At 37.9% G+C, this 16,775-nt stretch carries 18 protein-coding genes; 14 read left to right on the forward strand and 4 right to left on the reverse strand.

Annotated elements, in window-relative coordinates:
- The first annotated feature begins 55 nt into the window (after positions 1-55).
- The 3 genes from BHU72_RS11060 to BHU72_RS11070 all read left to right on the forward strand — a co-directional run bounded on the left by BHU72_RS11060 (position 56) and on the right by BHU72_RS11070 (position 2,451).
- Entirely contained in the window at positions 56-889 is an 834-nt protein-coding gene (locus BHU72_RS11060) for an ABC transporter substrate-binding protein (protein WP_069702682.1), read from the forward strand.
- Between the two features lie 142 nt (positions 890-1,031).
- Entirely contained in the window at positions 1,032-1,721 is a 690-nt protein-coding gene (locus tag BHU72_RS11065) for an ABC transporter permease (RefSeq protein WP_069702683.1), read from the forward strand.
- A 25-nt stretch (positions 1,722-1,746) separates the two neighbouring features.
- A complete protein-coding gene (locus tag BHU72_RS11070) occupies positions 1,747-2,451 on the forward strand; it encodes an ATP-binding cassette domain-containing protein (RefSeq protein WP_069702684.1) in 705 nt (234 codons plus the stop codon).
- A 95-nt stretch (positions 2,452-2,546) separates the two neighbouring features.
- On the opposite strand, the gene BHU72_RS16560 is transcribed toward BHU72_RS11070, so the two are convergent.
- Both BHU72_RS16560 and BHU72_RS11075 read right to left on the reverse strand, forming a co-directional pair.
- On the reverse strand, positions 2,547-2,771 hold the full coding sequence (locus tag BHU72_RS16560) for a thioredoxin domain-containing protein (protein ID WP_083248433.1): 225 nt from the start codon (positions 2,769-2,771) through the stop codon (positions 2,547-2,549).
- Positions 2,772-2,786: 15 nt separating this feature from the next.
- Positions 2,787-3,050, reverse strand: a complete 264-nt coding sequence (locus BHU72_RS11075; protein WP_141709304.1) for a hypothetical protein — start codon at positions 3,048-3,050, stop codon at positions 2,787-2,789.
- Positions 3,051-3,511: 461 nt separating this feature from the next.
- Here BHU72_RS11075 and BHU72_RS11085 point away from each other — a divergent pair, with 461 nt between their 5' ends.
- Both BHU72_RS11085 and BHU72_RS11090 read left to right on the forward strand, forming a co-directional pair.
- The gene (locus tag BHU72_RS11085; protein ID WP_069702687.1) at positions 3,512-3,784 is read left to right on the forward strand and encodes a DUF2325 domain-containing protein; all 273 of its coding nucleotides are present in this window, start codon (positions 3,512-3,514) and stop codon (positions 3,782-3,784) included.
- A 209-nt stretch (positions 3,785-3,993) separates the two neighbouring features.
- Positions 3,994-4,356 (forward strand): response regulator, encoded by a 363-nt coding sequence (locus BHU72_RS11090; RefSeq protein WP_069702688.1) that lies wholly within the window; start codon positions 3,994-3,996, stop codon positions 4,354-4,356.
- Between the two features lie 16 nt (positions 4,357-4,372).
- Here BHU72_RS11090 and BHU72_RS11095 read toward each other — a convergent pair whose 3' ends face one another.
- A complete protein-coding gene (locus BHU72_RS11095) occupies positions 4,373-5,734 on the reverse strand; it encodes a TrkH family potassium uptake protein (RefSeq protein WP_069702689.1) in 1,362 nt (453 codons plus the stop codon).
- A 225-nt stretch (positions 5,735-5,959) separates the two neighbouring features.
- On the opposite strand from BHU72_RS11095, the gene modA reads away from it, so the two are divergent.
- The 3 genes from modA (at position 5,960) to BHU72_RS11110 (ending at position 8,618) form a co-directional block, all read left to right on the forward strand.
- Positions 5,960-6,775 (forward strand): molybdate ABC transporter substrate-binding protein, encoded by an 816-nt coding sequence (gene modA / locus BHU72_RS11100; RefSeq protein ID WP_069702690.1) that lies wholly within the window; start codon positions 5,960-5,962, stop codon positions 6,773-6,775.
- Between the two features lie 80 nt (positions 6,776-6,855).
- Complete coding sequence (modB, locus tag BHU72_RS11105; RefSeq protein WP_069702768.1) at positions 6,856-7,533, forward strand: molybdate ABC transporter permease subunit; 678 nt, start codon at positions 6,856-6,858, stop codon at positions 7,531-7,533.
- Positions 7,533-8,618, forward strand: coding sequence for a sulfate/molybdate ABC transporter ATP-binding protein (locus BHU72_RS11110; protein WP_069702691.1), 1,086 nt, complete (start codon positions 7,533-7,535; stop codon positions 8,616-8,618). The genes modB and BHU72_RS11110 overlap by 1 nt, the downstream gene beginning before the upstream one ends.
- On the opposite strand, the gene BHU72_RS11115 is transcribed toward BHU72_RS11110, so the two are convergent.
- Entirely contained in the window at positions 8,615-9,574 is a 960-nt protein-coding gene (locus tag BHU72_RS11115) for a substrate-binding domain-containing protein (RefSeq protein ID WP_069702692.1), read from the reverse strand. The two genes, BHU72_RS11110 and BHU72_RS11115, sit on opposite strands and share 4 nt — an antisense overlap.
- Positions 9,575-10,171: 597 nt before the next feature.
- On the opposite strand from BHU72_RS11115, the gene BHU72_RS11120 reads away from it, so the two are divergent.
- From BHU72_RS11120 to BHU72_RS11145, 6 genes are all read left to right on the forward strand, one after another.
- Positions 10,172-10,510 (forward strand): hypothetical protein, encoded by a 339-nt coding sequence (locus BHU72_RS11120; protein ID WP_069702693.1) that lies wholly within the window; start codon positions 10,172-10,174, stop codon positions 10,508-10,510.
- Between the two features lie 28 nt (positions 10,511-10,538).
- On the forward strand, positions 10,539-11,114 hold the full coding sequence (locus BHU72_RS11125; protein ID WP_069702694.1) for a 4Fe-4S dicluster domain-containing protein: 576 nt from the start codon (positions 10,539-10,541) through the stop codon (positions 11,112-11,114).
- A gap of 13 nt (positions 11,115-11,127) precedes the next feature.
- Entirely contained in the window at positions 11,128-13,956 is a 2,829-nt protein-coding gene (locus BHU72_RS11130; protein WP_069702695.1) for a molybdopterin-containing oxidoreductase family protein, read from the forward strand.
- An 80-nt stretch (positions 13,957-14,036) separates the two neighbouring features.
- Positions 14,037-14,684, forward strand: a complete 648-nt coding sequence (locus tag BHU72_RS11135) for a TorD/DmsD family molecular chaperone (RefSeq protein ID WP_069702696.1) — start codon at positions 14,037-14,039, stop codon at positions 14,682-14,684.
- 12 nt (positions 14,685-14,696) lie between these two features.
- Positions 14,697-15,785 (forward strand): 4Fe-4S binding protein, encoded by a 1,089-nt coding sequence (locus tag BHU72_RS11140; protein ID WP_069702697.1) that lies wholly within the window; start codon positions 14,697-14,699, stop codon positions 15,783-15,785.
- A gap of 35 nt (positions 15,786-15,820) precedes the next feature.
- Positions 15,821-16,771 carry a PhnD/SsuA/transferrin family substrate-binding protein gene (locus BHU72_RS11145; RefSeq protein ID WP_245671896.1) on the forward strand — a complete coding sequence of 317 codons (951 nt, stop codon included), beginning with the start codon at positions 15,821-15,823 and terminating at the stop codon, positions 16,769-16,771.
- The last annotated feature ends 4 nt before the right edge of the window (positions 16,772-16,775 follow it).

Below are 16,775 nucleotides of genomic sequence, written 5' to 3' on the forward strand. Positions count from 1 at the left end.
CAAGCTTGCATGGCAGCTTTTAGGGTAGAAATATAGAAGGGGAGAGAATTGACAAATGCAAAGAATTTTGAGAAGTAGTATGTTCTTATTTTTATTATTGATAATCTTACTATCCGTGTTTTCTTTCTCTGGTTGCAGTACTAAAGGGAGTCAACAAGCAAACCAAGAGTTGATTTTAGCAACTACGACGAGTACTAGTGACACGGGGTTATTAGATGTATTAATACCTGTATTTAAAGAAAAGACTGGAATTGTAGTAAAAGTGATTTCAGTAGGCACTGGTCAAGCACTTGAACTTGGAAAGAACGGTGACTGCGATGTGATACTAGTTCACGCACGTGCTTCAGAAGACCAATTCGTACTCGAAGAGTTTGGAGTGAATAGACGTGATGTGATGTATAATGACTTCGTTATTATTGGTCCGAAGAACGACCCTGCGGGAATTAAAGGCAAAGCCATCGATGAAGCTTTTCGACTATTAAATCAAGGAAAATCGAAATTCATTTCCCGTGGTGATGAGTCTGGAACTCACAAGAAAGAAGTGTCTGTATGGGAGAGTGTAGGAATTGAGCCAAAAGGGAATTGGTATCTAAGTATTGGAAAGGGCATGGGCGATAGCATCAACATGGCAAATGAAGTGTTGGGATATACTTTAACTGACAGAGGAACTTTCATTAAAATGGAAAGCGAAATGGATATAGAGATACTAATCGAAGGGGACAGAACCTTATTAAATCCTTATGGGATAATTTCTATTAGCCCTGACAAGCATGCACATGCGAATTACGATGGTGCAGAGGCGTTTGCGGAATTTATAACATCCCAAGAAGGTAAAGATATAATCAACGGATTCCAACTAGAAGGGAAACAGTTATTCTTTACAGAATAATTTAATATAAGTATAAAATTTGTATAACTTTTAGGATATAATTATAAGGTCATTGAACATGAACATGTGGAGTTTAATTCTATTAGGATTAACTCCATTTGTATTATAAATAATAGAGAAATCCATATATACAAGGTGAACTATGAACTATTTCTACGAAGCTATAGTATTAGCATTTGAAATGATATTTTCCCTTAATCCATACTTATTGGAAGTTGTTACAGTATCCTTAAAAGTATCTTTAACTGCAATATTTCTTGCATCAATTGTTGGAATTGCGGTAGGGGCGTGGATGGCGAATCACAACTTTATAGGGAAACAGCTATTAACCAAGTTAATATATGTCTTTATGGGACTGCCGCCGGTTTTCGTCGGGCTAGTGGTATACTTGCTATTATCTAGGCAAGGACCAATTGCAGAATACGCCTATTTGCTATGGACCCCCACGGCAATGATTATTGCACAATTTATTCTAGCACTTCCTATCATTGCAAGTTTTACTGCAACTGCAATAGAAGAAAAGCAACATGAAGTGTTGATGACGGCGCAAGGCCTTGGTGCATCTAGGAGGCAAGCAATATGGATGACAATACGTGAAGCGAAAGTTGGTATTATTGTTGCTATTGCTGCTGCGTTTGGTCGTGTCATAGCAGAAGTTGGTGCAGTGACATTGGTAGGAGGAGATATCGCTGGTGCTACGCGCGTTCTTACAACCGCCATTGTAATCGAGACTAGACAAGGGAAAGTCGGAAATGCTATGGCCTTTGGGTTAGTCTTATTAATCCTATCGTTTATAGTGAATAGTATCGTATACAACTTTCAAAAAAAATAGATTCTTATCCTAGTGAGGGAAAGATATGCTACAAGTCGACATTAAGACTCATGGTTATAAAGGAAATAAAATATTAAATAATATATCACATACCTTCCTAACAAATAAAATTCATGGGATTATTGGACCGAACGGTTCAGGCAAAAGCACTCTATTAAAAGTGATTGCGGGTATTGAGAGGCCTCAAGAAGGGAATATTTTTTTTCAAGGGGTAGAAATGTTACAGCCACATCAAGAGATTGCTTGCTGTTGGCAAAAACCCTATCTTTTCCATGGAAGCGTTCGTTATAACCTCGAATATGGAATGAAGGTTAGAGGCTGGAGCCGTCCGCAACGGGATCATCGGATAGGAGAATTAGTACATGACTATCAGTTAGAGAAATTACTTGATAGAAGCGTACAAGGTTTATCGGGAGGAGAAACTTCTAGAGTTGCGATTGCAAGAGCCGTTTCGACAAATCCTAAACTACTAATACTTGATGAGCCATCTGCAGCACTAGATCCCCAAAACGTAATGTTTGTGGAGAGTATGCTTAAGAATTTAAGAGAAAGTTCAGATATCACAATCATTATGGTCACGCATAATATGTTCCAAGCAAAGCGAATCGCGGATGAAACCGTTTTTCTATCAGGGGGTACAATTGTAGAAGTGGGTAATACTATGGAAATGTTTGCTGCGCCATTTCATGAGGAAACTAGAAGCTTTATTTCTGGGGATTTTATATATTAGATGTTCTGCATTTTTCGTAAAGCTAACTTCTTATCAAAACAAACAACCACTACTAGTTTAAATAAAAACTGTAGTGGTTGTTTGCATTAGTATGGCTATTTAATTGCATCAAGTTTTTCGCGGAAAGCAGCTTCATCCAATGGCCCTATATAGTTCCAAACTTCTTCACCACTTGCATTGTAGGTGTAGAGTGTAGGGACAAATCTTATTTTATACTGTTGTAGGAATTCTTCATTCTTAACTAAGTTAGCATCTACTTTAATAAACGCGATATGGCTATATTGTTCTTCGACTACTAGCTTATTGAATACGACATCCAGTCGTACGCAAGTCGGTCAGGTGTCTGTATAGAAGTACAGAAATATCGGCTGCCCTTTTTCTAACGCGCCATAAAAACGGTCAACAGCATCACCGCGGTCTTTATAATCCGTTGGTTTATCATTTGGAGAACCATCGTTTTTGCCATCACTGTTACCAGTTGTCGGCTTAGTGTTTTCATTCGGGGATGAAGGTTGGAGTTGGTCAACACCCTTTTTTTCATCCGCTTGACTACCGCATGCGGAAAGTAGAGCTAAGGACGAAACCAATACTATAGCCAAAATTAAAAATCGATATTTGCTCTTGCTTAATGAATTAGTATAAATCATTTCTAAGTACATTCTAAGTAATCACTCCTATTCTTAATCAGCGAGTAATAATTCTAAATGGTGTGTGACGTTGTGCCCAATAGAAGCTTATTCAATTGTTCTACTCGCTGGATTGTTTTATATAGAAGTATTATATCAAATATTACATGAATTTTTTAGAAAGAAAAGTGTACGATTTTTAACAAATTTCCTTGTGCAAGCAACTTCAAATCATAAAGATGGCGGCATGTCACAGATTTCTGTACTGGACCAGTATATGAAAAATGTATGGGCATAAAAAAGATATATTGCACTATGGGCTAAGTTATTCAGTGATTGAGAATAATTCTCTTGACAAAGTTTGTCATATCATTTAATATCTTATTAAACAGGTAATGATAATCATTATCGGAATCTAAGTTGAGGTGATAACAATGTCAATATTAGTAATTGGTGGAGATCGTTTAGGAAATATCGATAAGAACTTAAAGGGGTTGGGTTTCACTCGAATTGAGCATGTTGATGGTCGCAAGAAAAGGCACTCACAATTAAATATATCGAATCAGATGGATGCAGTGCTCGTGCTAACTGACTTTGTCAGTCACAACCTTTGTAAAATGGTGAAAGACCAGGCGAAAGACATGGGTGTTAAAACGTTTTTTTCAAAAAGATCTTGGTCTGACATCTCAAAGACTATGGCTCGCTAACCGCATGGAATCGAATTAGCGTAAGAGTATATATTTGAAAATTTTATAATATTTCTAAAAACTAGTCATTTTATGGATTGTCAAATGCCCCTCTTTTCCGTTATTATGAAATAAGACTATGTTCATATGAATTAAGTAATATGCTAATAGTACTATTTTATGTTTTACATAATAATTATGATGTAGGAAAGTGTGTCTAGGGGGATATTATGAAGAAGTCTGTTTTAGTTGTCGATGATACAACATTTATTAGAAAAGTAATGCGAGAAATCGTTGAAGAAAATGGTTTCGAAGTTGTGGATGAAGCAACCAATGGTATTGAAGCTCTGGATATGTACCAGCAATACAAACCGGACTTAGTCATTATGGATATAACAATGCCCCACATGGATGGGTTCGAAGCGATAGAGAAAATCCGCGAAATGGATCAACATGCGAAGGTTATCATGTGCTCTGTCTTAGGAGCAAAAGAAGCTGTGACTCGTTGCATGAAGGCGGGTGCATTAGATTTTATTGTGAAACCAATCAAAAAGGAACGCGTGGTAGCTGCAATTGCCAAAGTATTTGGCTAACACACGGACCTAATGATTAACCGATAATCATTTTTTCTTCGGGATAACGATAAGGTATTGGCTCGTTGTTGAAGCGCATGCCTAGCAAAAATGATAAAATTCCAATTCTCCCAATAAACATTAGCCACATTATGATGATTTTACTGGCGCTTGTTAATTCTGCAGTAATTCCTGTCGACAAGCCAGTTGTTCCGAATGCCGATGACACCTCGAATATTACCTCTGCTAAAGAATGACGATGCATCTCTAGTGCATCAATTACTATGATGGCCCCGATTACAATCGCTACCCCAGTCGTAAACACCACGAAACTTTTTATCACATCCCGCTCGTTGATTCTCCGTCCGAAGACTTGCACATCCGTTCTCCCTAAAGCATAATTCCGTATAGCCAAAAACACAATGGCAAAGGTTGTTGTTCGTATTCCTCCGCCTACGCTAGAAGGGCTCGCTCCAATAAACATCAAGGCAGATAATATTAATAAAGTAGGAATATAAAAGTTCGCAAAATCTAGGGTTGCCAAACCAGCATTTCTAGCTGTAACGGAACTAAATAGAGATGCCATTAATTTTTCGTGCAAAGGGGCATCTTTGAAAAATCCATTATACTCAAAAGTGAACATGACGGCTGCACCAATCATAATTAATAAAAAGAAGGTAGTAACAGTTATTTTTGTGAATAAGGAGAAACGGTATCGCTGCTTTAGTTTCTTTGCTTGTAGATATGACCAAGTCTCTATTAAGACAGGAAATCCAATAGATCCAAGAATGATTAGAACCATTGTTCCAAGCTGGAACAGATAGTCATGGTAATAGCCTAGTAATGAGTCCCCGAATATATCAAACCCTGCATTAGTGTATGATGAAATAGCATGGAAAGCACCATAATACATCGATTGTAGTACTGTATCGTAATAACCTCTAACATATAGAAGGCCACTAAAGTATATAAATCCAATCAACTCAAATAATATAGAGAATCCGAATACATAGCGAATCACACGGACGAGACCAATCATATCCGTGCGGTTTTGATCGAACATTATCAATTGACGATACCCAAGACCAATCTTTCTGCCTAAAAGAATCCACACCAGTGTCCAAGCTGTCATCATGCCAATTCCGCCAAATTGCAAGATAATTGCTAACATAACTATACCAAATGGAGTAAAAGTATCGGCGGTGCTGACGACTGATAAACCTGTGACACTTATAGCGCTAATGGCAGTAAATAAGATTTCTAATAAATCGAAATCAACACCAGGTTTAATCGACCATGGCAATGATAGCAGTATCGAAGCTAGAACTGTTGCGGCGACATATATGAGTACAAGCATATGAACGGGGGATATATGGTGAACAAGCTTAGTTAACTTCATTATAAGTCACTCCTTTTGCTATACGAATCGTCAGACTTATGCATTAGAACAGTTACTACTTCGTACTGAATTATACTCCTATGTTTTATATATGTAAAATATAAAATTGACAAACTACAAATTTATAAATTATATTTAGTTATAATAAGTTATAATTGATTATATTTAGTTATAACATAAAGTGCTGATGATGTTCAAAATGACAAATAGTAGAGGAGTATCTATATGAAGCGAATCATTCGTTTGTTTTTAATTGTTAGTGTATTTTTTACTTTCATTATTGGATGTGGAAAGACGACAACACCTGCTCCGAATGTAGCACCGAATCAACAACCAAATAAAGCCCCAGTAGCACAGGAATTAATGGTTGCAGGTGCGGCGGACTTAACTTTAGCGTTTACAGAACTAGGTATGAGCTTTGAACAGAAGTATGGAACGAAAGTGACATTTTCCTTTGGATCTTCTGGTCAATTGGCTGATCAAATAGAAAACGGTGCACCATTTGACGTAATTGCTTCCGCTAACGTGAAGTTAGTAGACAAGCTTCGCGAAATAGATCGAGTAATTGCAGACTCACAGGAGTTATATGCTCTTGGGAGAGTTGGTATAGCAACTTTAAAAACAAATTCATTACAAGCGACTACACTGGAAGATTTAACGAAGGCGGAATTTAAGAAGATTGCAATTGCTAATCCAGAACATGCCCCATATGGTCTTGCAGCAAAGCAAGCGATGGAAACTGCTGGCGTTTGGAATGCAGTAAAACCAAAGCTTGTATATGGTAAGAACATTAGTGATACTTTAACTCTGTTAGAAACAGGGAATGTAGAAGTTGCAATTATTGCACTATCCATTGTGAAGGATGATGTAAACTTCCGTATTATTGATGAAAGTTTACACAAGCCATTAGAACAATCGATTGCTGTTGTGAAAGGCTCGAAAAATGAAGAGATGGCTCGCGAGTTTATTCGCTATGTAAATGGTGAAGGAAGAGATATAATGAAGAAATATGGTTTTATTCATCCAATCTTAGATAAGTAAATATTAACAAAGTAATTTTTGGTCATGTTTAAATAAGTTCATCCGTTTATTTCAATAGTTTAGGTGTGATGATTATGCAAATACAAGGTATTAATTTATTTCCATTAGTTTTATCTGTGCAAGTTGCCTTTTCTGCCACAATTCTAGCAATCGCGATTGGCTTGCCAATCGCCTTCTATTTAAGTAGAGAAAAAAGCGTATTTTCAGACTTTGTAGATACACTAATTTCGCTCCCTATCGTTCTTCCGCCAACTGTTTTAGGATATTATCTATTAGTATTATTAGGCCGTAATAGCACGATTGGACGATTTCTAGAAGATTATTTTGATATTATGATTGTCTTCACACCAACTGGGGCAGTGATTGCTGCCCTGGTTGTTTCTATTCCGTTTTTAATAAAGTCGGCGAAAGCAAGCTTCCTGAGTGTCGATCGGAATTTAATACATGCGGCTAGAATGTTAGGACGGACAGAGATCAACATCTTCCTGACAGTTATTATACCGCTTTCTTGGCGAGGGATTGCTTCGGGTACAACCCTGGCATTTGCTAGAGCTTTAGGAGATTTTGGTGCTACGTTAATGGTAGCAGGCGGAATTCCGGGGCGTACCATGACGATGCCAATCGCAGTTTACGATGCACTACTGGCAGGGAATCGCGATTTAGCAAATATTTTGGTTATGATTATGACAGGAGTATCAATAATAGTTCTGTTTCTTATTAATCGTTTAGAGAGAAAAGGATTTAAAGGAGGAGCATAATGTTAACGGTAAATATCGAAAAAACAGAGGGTTCATTTACTTTGCAGACTGAATTTACTGTTGAACAAGGAATCCTTGGTATTCTTGGACCATCAGGGTGTGGGAAAAGCTTAACGCTACAATGTATTGCGGGTTTGCGAAACCCGGATAAAGGAAATGTTACATTGCAAAATCGAGTGCTTTTTGATTCGCATTCTTCTACGAATGTTCCTTCACGTTCCAGGAATATTGGCTATATGTTTCAGAATTATGCGTTATTCCCTCATCTTACGGTAGCTGAGAATATTGCATTTGGCTTAAAGCATGTAAAAAAGAAAGAACAGAAGCAATTAGTAGCGGATATGGTGAAAAAGTTGAATCTTCAGGGACAAGAGAAACAATATCCTTCCAATCTATCAGGAGGGCAACAACAGAGAGTAGCCTTGGGGAGGAGTTTAATTACGAATCCACAGCTAATTTTACTCGACGAACCTTTTTCTGCATTAGATAGACATTTGAAGAATGCTCTCCAAGAGGAGATTTTCGATCTCATTCATAACTTATTCCGTGGTATAGCGATTCTTGTGACTCATGACATGGAAGAGGCATATCGTCTTTGTAATCAAATTCTTGTATACGATAATGGAAGAATACTGCAATCCGGTAGTAAAGACGAGATTTTGGAACGTCCTGCGACAATAACACTCGCGCGTATGATGGGATGTAAGAATATCGTTGAGGGCCACATCGTTCAAGAGACAAGTGGTCAAATAGAAGTGAGAGTGGGTTCGGTACCAGCAATCGTAGATAAGAATCGTGTGGACCCAAGGATTCTACAAAGGTTTATCGAAGGCAATGTAAAAGTAATAGTGGGAATTCATTCCTACGATATAGATATTGTCCGAACTACTAATGAAAGTGGTAATTGTAACATAATAGACTGGAAGGATACGATTTTGACCACAATATTTACTATAGAGTGTGCTGGGCGCATATTTCTGGTGGAGTTATCAAAGGAGAGAGCGATTTGCATTAAAAAAAATCCGCAGGACACGTATCAACTGCGTATCCCAACGGATAAGATTCTTTTAATAAAAAACGGTTAATTTTCAAATAGAATTTTTCCTGTGAAAGATAAATCATATCCTCCAATTGCGGTTAATTCCTTCTGGAAAGTAGAGGACTGTAATATATCGAGTAACATGGCAATTAAGGGCTTGTTTCGTTCTGTTTTCAACAGCACAAGATCGTAACGTTCGTTGATTAGTGGGATAAATTCAATATTGTTAACCAGCTTAGAAGCTTTTTCAATTCCGATACCCACATCGGCAATACCATTGGCAACTGCACCAGCGACTCCTAGATGGTTCGTTTCAACATGTTCGTAACCACTGACTACTTCTTTGCTGATACTGTGAATACGTAGTTGCTCGTCTAATAACACTCGGGCGCCGGAGCCTTTTTCGCGGTTGACGATACGGATGTCATGCCTTTTTAGATCGCTCCATGTAGTAATTTTTTTCGGATTTCCTGTAGCTACATATAAGCCTGCTCGGCGAATGATTAGATTCACGACAATAAAAGACTCGTTCACTAATATTTTGCGAACGTAAGAGATGTTGTAATCCATGGTATCGCCATCGAGTAAGTGGGTGCTGACAATGTCAGCCTCCCCAAGATACATGGAAATGAGGCTATCTAAGCTACCGACATAGGAACGTAGAGGTCGAAAGCTCTTGGTCCACTTCTCAATTGAATTTGCTAGGATGTCTAGACTGAGGTCTTGACCACTAATGATAATAGACCTTGTTCCTGAACCTAGTTTAGTTTCTTGTTGATAGGTAGAATCTTGCAAAGCAGTACGTATCGAATCATTGCCAGGATAGCATGTATCACCTTTACCCCTTGATTTATAAGCATCTATATCTTTGGCATCTACTCGCATTTGTCTTCCTACTCGATATGCCGGTAATATGCCTTTTTTTATTAAGTCATAGACGGTAAGCTTAGACACTTTTAGAAGCTGTGATATTTCCTCAACGGTATAGGTATCCTTGGTCAACGTGAGCATCCCCTTAACAAACATGTTATTAATAGTGTAACAAAGATATAGTCAAAAGGACAACTGCGAAAGAAATATATCCAGAATAATAGTAACAATAAGAATAACACAAGTACACTCCACATAAAAAACGATACATAGGGATGAAGAAAGACAAGTATATTCTCTCTCTATATATATAGGGGACTTCAATTGCCGTAAAAGGTATTGAAGTCCCCTGTTATATATTCTCAATTACTTCTCGCGTAATTTTCGAGTAATTCATCATAAGGACAAGCTGCTTGCCCACCTTCGATAATGAATAAACGCTCATTGGCAACGCCTTGTTCTGCTAAGAAATGAAAAGTGTTTTCAGCATCACTTTTACCATGAGGGCCGGCCTTCTGTAGTAATTTCGATGGGGATCAACCACTTAATTTGCCGCTACTGCTTTTTGTTTTTAAGAAAATAGTCATAACATACTATCTATTCAGGGTATACCCTAATTAAAAAATAGGGGTAAGTTGTTAAAAGATTATCCGAATCCCGATTCATAAAAATTTCACAATTAGATATTATGAGGATGAAATAACAATTCATGAATGGAGGTGGAAATTTATGAGCAAAAAGGTTTTATTTCTGGCAATGCTGCTTGTAGTTTCATTTACTGTATTGGGAGCATGTGAGCTAGAGCCAATGGCTGAAACTCCTGCAGTTAGTCAACCAACAATCCCAAATAATGTTGGAGTAGATTTTGTTAACAACACATTTCACAAAAAACACACAATAACACAATGTACAACTTGTCACCTAGATATGACTGATGAACAATTTGTGAAAACAAAAGACGGACAATTAGCATCCACTATGCCTGTAACTGGTCTGAAAAATGTAGAAAGAGAAGTATGCTTAAGTTGCCATACGGCAGGCGATTTAGGATTTTACAAAACAAAATAATTATATGAACGTATAAGGGGTGAATGAAATGGGAGTACGCTATGGCTTTGTTGTAGATTTGAGAAGATGCACAGGATGTTATTCATGCCAAATATCCTGTAAATCAGAAAATGGAGTGACCTTGTCTCAGTTCCGAACGAAATTACAAACAGTATATCAAGGGAATTATCCAGCTCCAAAATCGACATTCGTATCATTGCGCTGTAATCAATGTGAAAATCCAGTGTGTGCATCGAAGTGTCCAGTAAAAGCAACTTACAAAATTGATAACGGCATTACGGTAGTAGATACTGAAAAATGTATAGCTTGTGGAAATTGTATTGCTTTATGCCCGTATGGCGCTAGATATATTGATAAGGGAAATCCTGAGCGTTTAAATAAAGTAGATAAATGTGATTATTGTCAACATCGTTTAGCGGCAGGATTGCAACCTGCATGTGTTACAAACTGCTTCGGGAAAGCAATGTATTTCGGTGATTTAAATGACCCGAATAGCAAGGTTAGTCAGTTAATCAAAACGGAAAAAGTACAAGTTCTAAAAACGAAATTTAATACCGATCCGAAGTGCTTTTATATTGTAGACGATAAACATAAAGCTGAGTAAAGGAGGGTTCACTGTGAAATTCAATATAAATCGAAGAACATTTCTTAAAGTTTCTTCTGCAGCAGTAGCAGCGGCGAGTGTTAGTGGCTTAGGTAAAGGGCTAACTACACTGAAGCACGCATCAGCTCAGGAGGCTGAAATTGCAGCAAAGAGTTTCGGAGATGTACAAGTGAAGTATACTGCTGACGTAATGTGTCCAAGTGAATGCGGAATGGAAATGTGGATTAAGAACGGAAAGCTGTGGAAAATTTATGGAAATAAGGCGGTTCCTTATAATGATGGAGCTTGTTGTGGAAAAGGGGCATCTGGAACGCAAATCGTATACTCTCCTCAACGCCTAAAAGAGCCTATGTTGCGTGTAGGACCAAGAGGTCATGCGGATTCCTTTAAGAGAGTTTCTTGGGATGAAGCGATTGACTTTATAGCGAAGAAAATGAAACAAATTAAAGAGGAAGTAGGTCCGGAAGCGATTATCATGGACTCAGGCGATATTACCGATAGAGATCAGTATTGGAGACTCGCTAGAGGATATGGTTCACCGAACGTAGCTGAACATGGGGCAATCTGTGATACACCTAGACGTCATGGCCCGAAATTAATGTTTGGTGGAAAGCGTGTAGAGCCAGATGTTATGACACCAAAGTTAGTTCGCCAAGCTAACGGTAAACTAGAGTGGGATTATACGCAACGCTCTAAGCTAATTATCTATGTCGGTTGGAATCCATTTGTTGCGACTCGTATCAACTACGAAAGTAGAGGAACAGTAGCTGCGCAAGTTGAGAATAATTGTAAAGTTATCGTAGTTGATCCAAACTTCTCTAACACTGCCTCAAAAGCGGATCAATGGGTACCGATTCGTCCAGGTACGGATGGGGACTTATTTGCAGCAATGCTACGCTATATTTTAGAAAACGATAATCAAAAAGATTCAAATAAAAAGTATATCGATAAAAGATTTGAAAAAGCGTCACTTGGCTGGGAAGAATTTGAGAAGTCCTTTAAAGAGTGGTGGGGAAAAAAAGACCCAATTAACAATTTGAGCTATTTCTCATTAGATTGGGCAGCTGCACGTACTGGCCTGACAAAAGAAGTAATTGCAAATATGTCTCATACATTTGGTATCACAAAACCGGCGGCATTAGTTTGGGGTATGCAAAGTCCAGGTCACCATTACAATGGTTATCCTGCATCAATTTTAGGTACGGTTTTAAATGTTATTACAGGCAACTTTGATGCACCAGGTGGAGCAATCGACACTGAAATCACAAAATGGTCCAAGGGTGGACGCGGAAACGGTGGATTCTTTGATTCTCGGAAAATCAAAAGAACAGTGAATGGCAAAGAGATAGAAACAGAACAAAAGTATCTTCATATGGAACTATATGGCGATTGGCCAGCTGGTTGGGACCAAGTGGTAGGGAACTATCCAAATTTGTTTAGAGATGGAGTTACTTTAAAATACGGTCCATTAAAAGGATATAAATATCCAATACGCGGATACTTCCAACGCACTGGGAATGCGGTTGTTACTGGGACTGCCCCATATGATTGGCAAGATGCGTTAACACAAAAGAAGCCAAATGGAGAATACAAAGTAGACCTTTCGGTATTTATTGATACACTCTTTTTAGAATCAGCATTATATGCGGATGTTATCTTACCAGAAGCAAGTTATGCTGAGAGAATGAGTTTATCTGATATCTATCCTTCGTACCCAATGGGATATTTGCGTGATAGTTGTATTAAGCCGTTACACAACTCAAAGAATCATACAGACATTATGAATTTAATTGCAAAAAGGCTGTATGAACTTGGTGATAAAGATATTGATCCGAAAGAGTTCTGGGAAGGGTATCCAACGGAAGAGATATTCACTAACGAGTTATTAAAACCAGCACCAGGTTGCTTTAACGTGGGGATTCCAGTACCTTACCCACAATATCCAGAAGGATATAAGTTGATTGGGACGCCTGAATCACTAGAAGCTGGCACTGCGAAAGTTGATCATGAGAAGAAGGAAGTAGTTGGGGAATACGTAACTGTTGCATGGTTACGTAAGAACAAAGGGGTAGCCGTGTGGCCGATGAGTTGGCACCGAAACCTGAAGGCTGATAAGGAAACACCGAACAAGGTTTGGCCTCCAACAAGCTCAAAGCTAATTGAATTCCGTTTTGATCGGTACAATCAATACAATAAGTTAATTGAAGAAACAGGTATTGTACCACCGGGATTAAAGGAAATCGGGTTTGATAAATTCCCAACATCGTTTTATTGGTTCGAAACAGTATGGAACCCATACACGAATAAAGACTATGCAAAATATAAAGATGAATATCCGTTCCAACTAATTTGCGGAAGAGTACATCAATCAATGTCAGGAACTCACATGGTTCCTTGGTTATCGGAAACTCCGGTAGAAGGTCTATGGATGCCATTGAATAAGGCATTTGAGAGTGAAGTCGTTGATGTGAATCCGAAGAAACCAGAAGGATATGAAAGTGTAGTGAAGAAATTCCGTGAAGGAACATTCTGTGTAGGGACAACACTTCTGAATACGGATGATGCCAAGAAATTAGGGTTAAAAACCGGGGATCTAGTAGAGATTTCCAATCCGTTAGGAAAATCAACCCGCAGTAAAGTTGTGGTTGGGCAAACAATCCGCCCTGGCGTAATCAAAATGGGATTTGCTACAGGGGGACGATTCTCACCTGGCATGGGACCAACGTATGAGCATAGAGAATATACACCATGTCATAATACATTGACTGACCCTAAAGCATTAAGTCCTATCATGGGGCAGCCAGCGTACGCGGATATGATTGTAAAAATTAAAAAAATATAAAGATTAGTATCATTTATTAAAATAATGGTAAAAGGGAGTGGTTCTTACCACTCCTTTTTACAAAAATGGAGGCAAATAAGATGGAACAGAATCAACTTATCGAAACGCTAGTATTTCGCAGTAATATCTACAACGCATTAAAGGATTTTTATCATTTTGGGCCTACGTTAGATGTATTTAGCCAATTCCATGCAACAATAGAGTCGATACAAGAAATCGATCATCCGATGTTTAATGAAGCAATCCAAGAAATATCTCAATTTTTTCACAGTGAGTATGAGTTGGAGATGTTGCAAGTTGAGTTCACAACAATATTTATTGGTCCTGGGAAATTAAAAGTTATACCGTATGAATCAGGCTATGATGGTTCCGTCAAGCCAACATTATTTAATGAGCCGGCTATCAATGCTCGCAAAAGATATCTGGATGCAGGATTAATTATGGAACAATATTTATCAAAGCCAGAAGATCATATTAGTACGGAATTGGAATTTATGGGATATATGTCAAACACGCTTCGAATCGCGTTAGAAGAAGGTAACGAAGTAGATGCTGACCAGTTATTCGAGCGGCAAAAGGAGTTTTTTGAGCAACACTTGCATATATGGGGTGATAAATTTTCAAATGCGTTTCTTGATAATACTAAGAACCAATTGTTCCAAGGAATTGCGAAATTAACATTGGCTATTCTATCATTTGATCGGGAAATCTTCGAACTCGAAGCGTAAAGGGGTGCCATCATGCTTGCGAAATCACACAGTCAATTTTGTAGCCATTTACGCAATCCGAATTTCGCTTGTTCGTCATGTCTCGATATATGTAAAGCAAATGCAATAAAGAAAATTAGCAATGAATGGTCTATTTCGGAGGATTGCACGGGTTGCACCAAATGTACCTTAGTTTGTCCGGGTTTTGTCTTTGAACCAGACTGGAGCCCACAGGAACTGCAAGACAAAGTGAAATATATTCGTCAGGAAATTGTAATAGGTTGTACCAGAGAATCGGAAAAAGCAAATCTATCAATATCGTGCCTGAATCTAGTAAGAGCTGAGGTATATATATGGCTCCACTTTATAACAAATAAAAAAATTCAAGTGTCTTTAAATTATTGCAACGAATGTACTATGAATTCAAAAGAATTGATACAAGTTGAAATTGGAAAGGCGAATGATTTCATCCAATGGTATAATAAAAATGACGAGAAAATGATTTTGCATTCGAATAACTCAGTGACATCCCAAGCAAGCTATCAACGTCGTGACTTGTTTTCTATGATATCGAAAAGAAGTATTTTTGAAGTAGTAAAAGTGTTCCATCAAGAGTTAAAGCCTTTAATCGGAGATGATTTAGGGGAAAGTCATGACATAAAGGAAAGTATAGATATGCCCGTTGAACGGGTATTGTTATTCAAAGCATTGAAAGATATGAACAAATTCAATGAAGAGGGTAAGTCTGATAATAATTCCTACAACCAATCGGTTATCATGAATTGGAATGTACAAGATGTTTGTGATACTTGTTATGTTTGTTCGAGTGTATGTCCTTTTTCCGCTTGGAGAATAGAAGAAATAGAAGATATACGGTTGCTTTCATACAATATGACAAGGTGCGTCGGATGTGGATTATGTCGACAATCTTGCCCTAAGGGTGCAATTGAAACTGCGGATATTAATGCCAATGACTTACAAACACAGAAATGGGACATAAAAAGAGAAATTGTAATTCAATATTGTGTTTCATGCGGAAAAGAGATAGAGGTTTACCATAAAAGTGAAAAATGTATGGTTTGTGATAAGCGTCATGAGCTATTATCAATATTTATCGATTAGCATCCTGTTAATGAAAGGAGGTACTTGATGTGATTATGAAACCATATGGAATAATGGTAGCAATATCTATTGTTGTTATATTTACTTTAACAGCATTGTTAAGTATGACATTAGCACCTCCTGAAGCAAATCGTTTAAATTTGTCTAGCTATGCTGAAGTCGATCCATTCCACTTAATAGAAAGAGATATCGAAGAGGAAGAGGTGTATATACTTGGATTCGATCGTCGCCTTGAAATTAAAGAAGACGTTAGGATGTACACTAATTTGTTGGGGTACTTACAAGCAAAGACTGGATATAAATTTAGAATTCACGTCACTCCCAAAGATCAAAGTGTCATTGAAGAAATAGGTAGTGGAGTTGTCGATTTTGCAGTGACAGGTATGGGAAGTTATATCCAGGTGAAACATAAGTACGGTGCAACGATTCTTGCACATGGTAAAACAACGGTAGATGACACGGTAGGTGAATATCGTGCAGTAATCTTTACTAAGCCAAACAGCTCAATCAAGAATTTAAGAGACCTACGTTTGAAAACTATGGCTTTTGGACCCAGATCCTCAACACAAGGCCATTTGATTCCAAGGATCATGTTACAAGAAAAAGGATTAACCATTAATGATTTAGCGGATTATGGATATATGGACTCCCATTCAAGTACTGTAAATGCTGTTCTTAGCAGTCGTTATGATGCTGGTGCAATTCAAGACCAACTGGGACAGCGGCTTGAGGCACAAGGTCTGATAAAAATCATAGCAGAATCAGATTATTATCCTAGCAGTGGTGTGATTGCTGGGAAACACGTGGAACCAATTGTGGTAGAAGCAGTTACGAAGGCTTTACTCGATTGTGATCCAAATGGAATTGATCAACATTTTTTTAGTGATTGGGAACGATCAGAAATGCGCTATGGTTTTTTACCGACAAGAGATAACAGTTACAAAAAATTAGAAGAGATTGCATTGAATATTGGGTTAGTTGAATAGGTGG

Origin of the sequence: Desulfuribacillus stibiiarsenatis (assembly GCF_001742305.1) — a bacterium.
Classification (GTDB): Bacteria; Bacillota; Bacilli; order Desulfuribacillales; family Desulfuribacillaceae; genus Desulfuribacillus_A; species Desulfuribacillus_A stibiiarsenatis.

Coding starts and splice junctions, on each gene's coding strand:
- BHU72_RS11060 (WP_069702682.1), top strand. CDS start 56: ATGCAAAGAATTTTGAGAAGTAGTATGTTCTTATTTTTATTATTGATA.
- BHU72_RS11065 (WP_069702683.1), top strand. CDS start 1,032: ATGAACTATTTCTACGAAGCTATAGTATTAGCATTTGAAATGATATTT.
- BHU72_RS11070 (WP_069702684.1), top strand. CDS start 1,747: ATGCTACAAGTCGACATTAAGACTCATGGTTATAAAGGAAATAAAATA.
- BHU72_RS11085 (WP_069702687.1), top strand. CDS start 3,512: ATGTCAATATTAGTAATTGGTGGAGATCGTTTAGGAAATATCGATAAG.
- BHU72_RS11090 (WP_069702688.1), top strand. CDS start 3,994: ATGAAGAAGTCTGTTTTAGTTGTCGATGATACAACATTTATTAGAAAA.
- BHU72_RS11095 (WP_069702689.1), bottom strand. CDS start 5,734: ATGAAGTTAACTAAGCTTGTTCACCATATATCCCCCGTTCATATGCTT.
- modA (WP_069702690.1), top strand. CDS start 5,960: ATGAAGCGAATCATTCGTTTGTTTTTAATTGTTAGTGTATTTTTTACT.
- BHU72_RS11110 (WP_069702691.1), top strand. CDS start 7,533: ATGTTAACGGTAAATATCGAAAAAACAGAGGGTTCATTTACTTTGCAG.
- BHU72_RS11120 (WP_069702693.1), top strand. CDS start 10,172: ATGAGCAAAAAGGTTTTATTTCTGGCAATGCTGCTTGTAGTTTCATTT.
- BHU72_RS11125 (WP_069702694.1), top strand. CDS start 10,539: ATGGGAGTACGCTATGGCTTTGTTGTAGATTTGAGAAGATGCACAGGA.
- BHU72_RS11135 (WP_069702696.1), top strand. CDS start 14,037: ATGGAACAGAATCAACTTATCGAAACGCTAGTATTTCGCAGTAATATC.
- BHU72_RS11140 (WP_069702697.1), top strand. CDS start 14,697: ATGCTTGCGAAATCACACAGTCAATTTTGTAGCCATTTACGCAATCCG.
- BHU72_RS11145 (WP_245671896.1), top strand. CDS start 15,821: ATGAAACCATATGGAATAATGGTAGCAATATCTATTGTTGTTATATTT.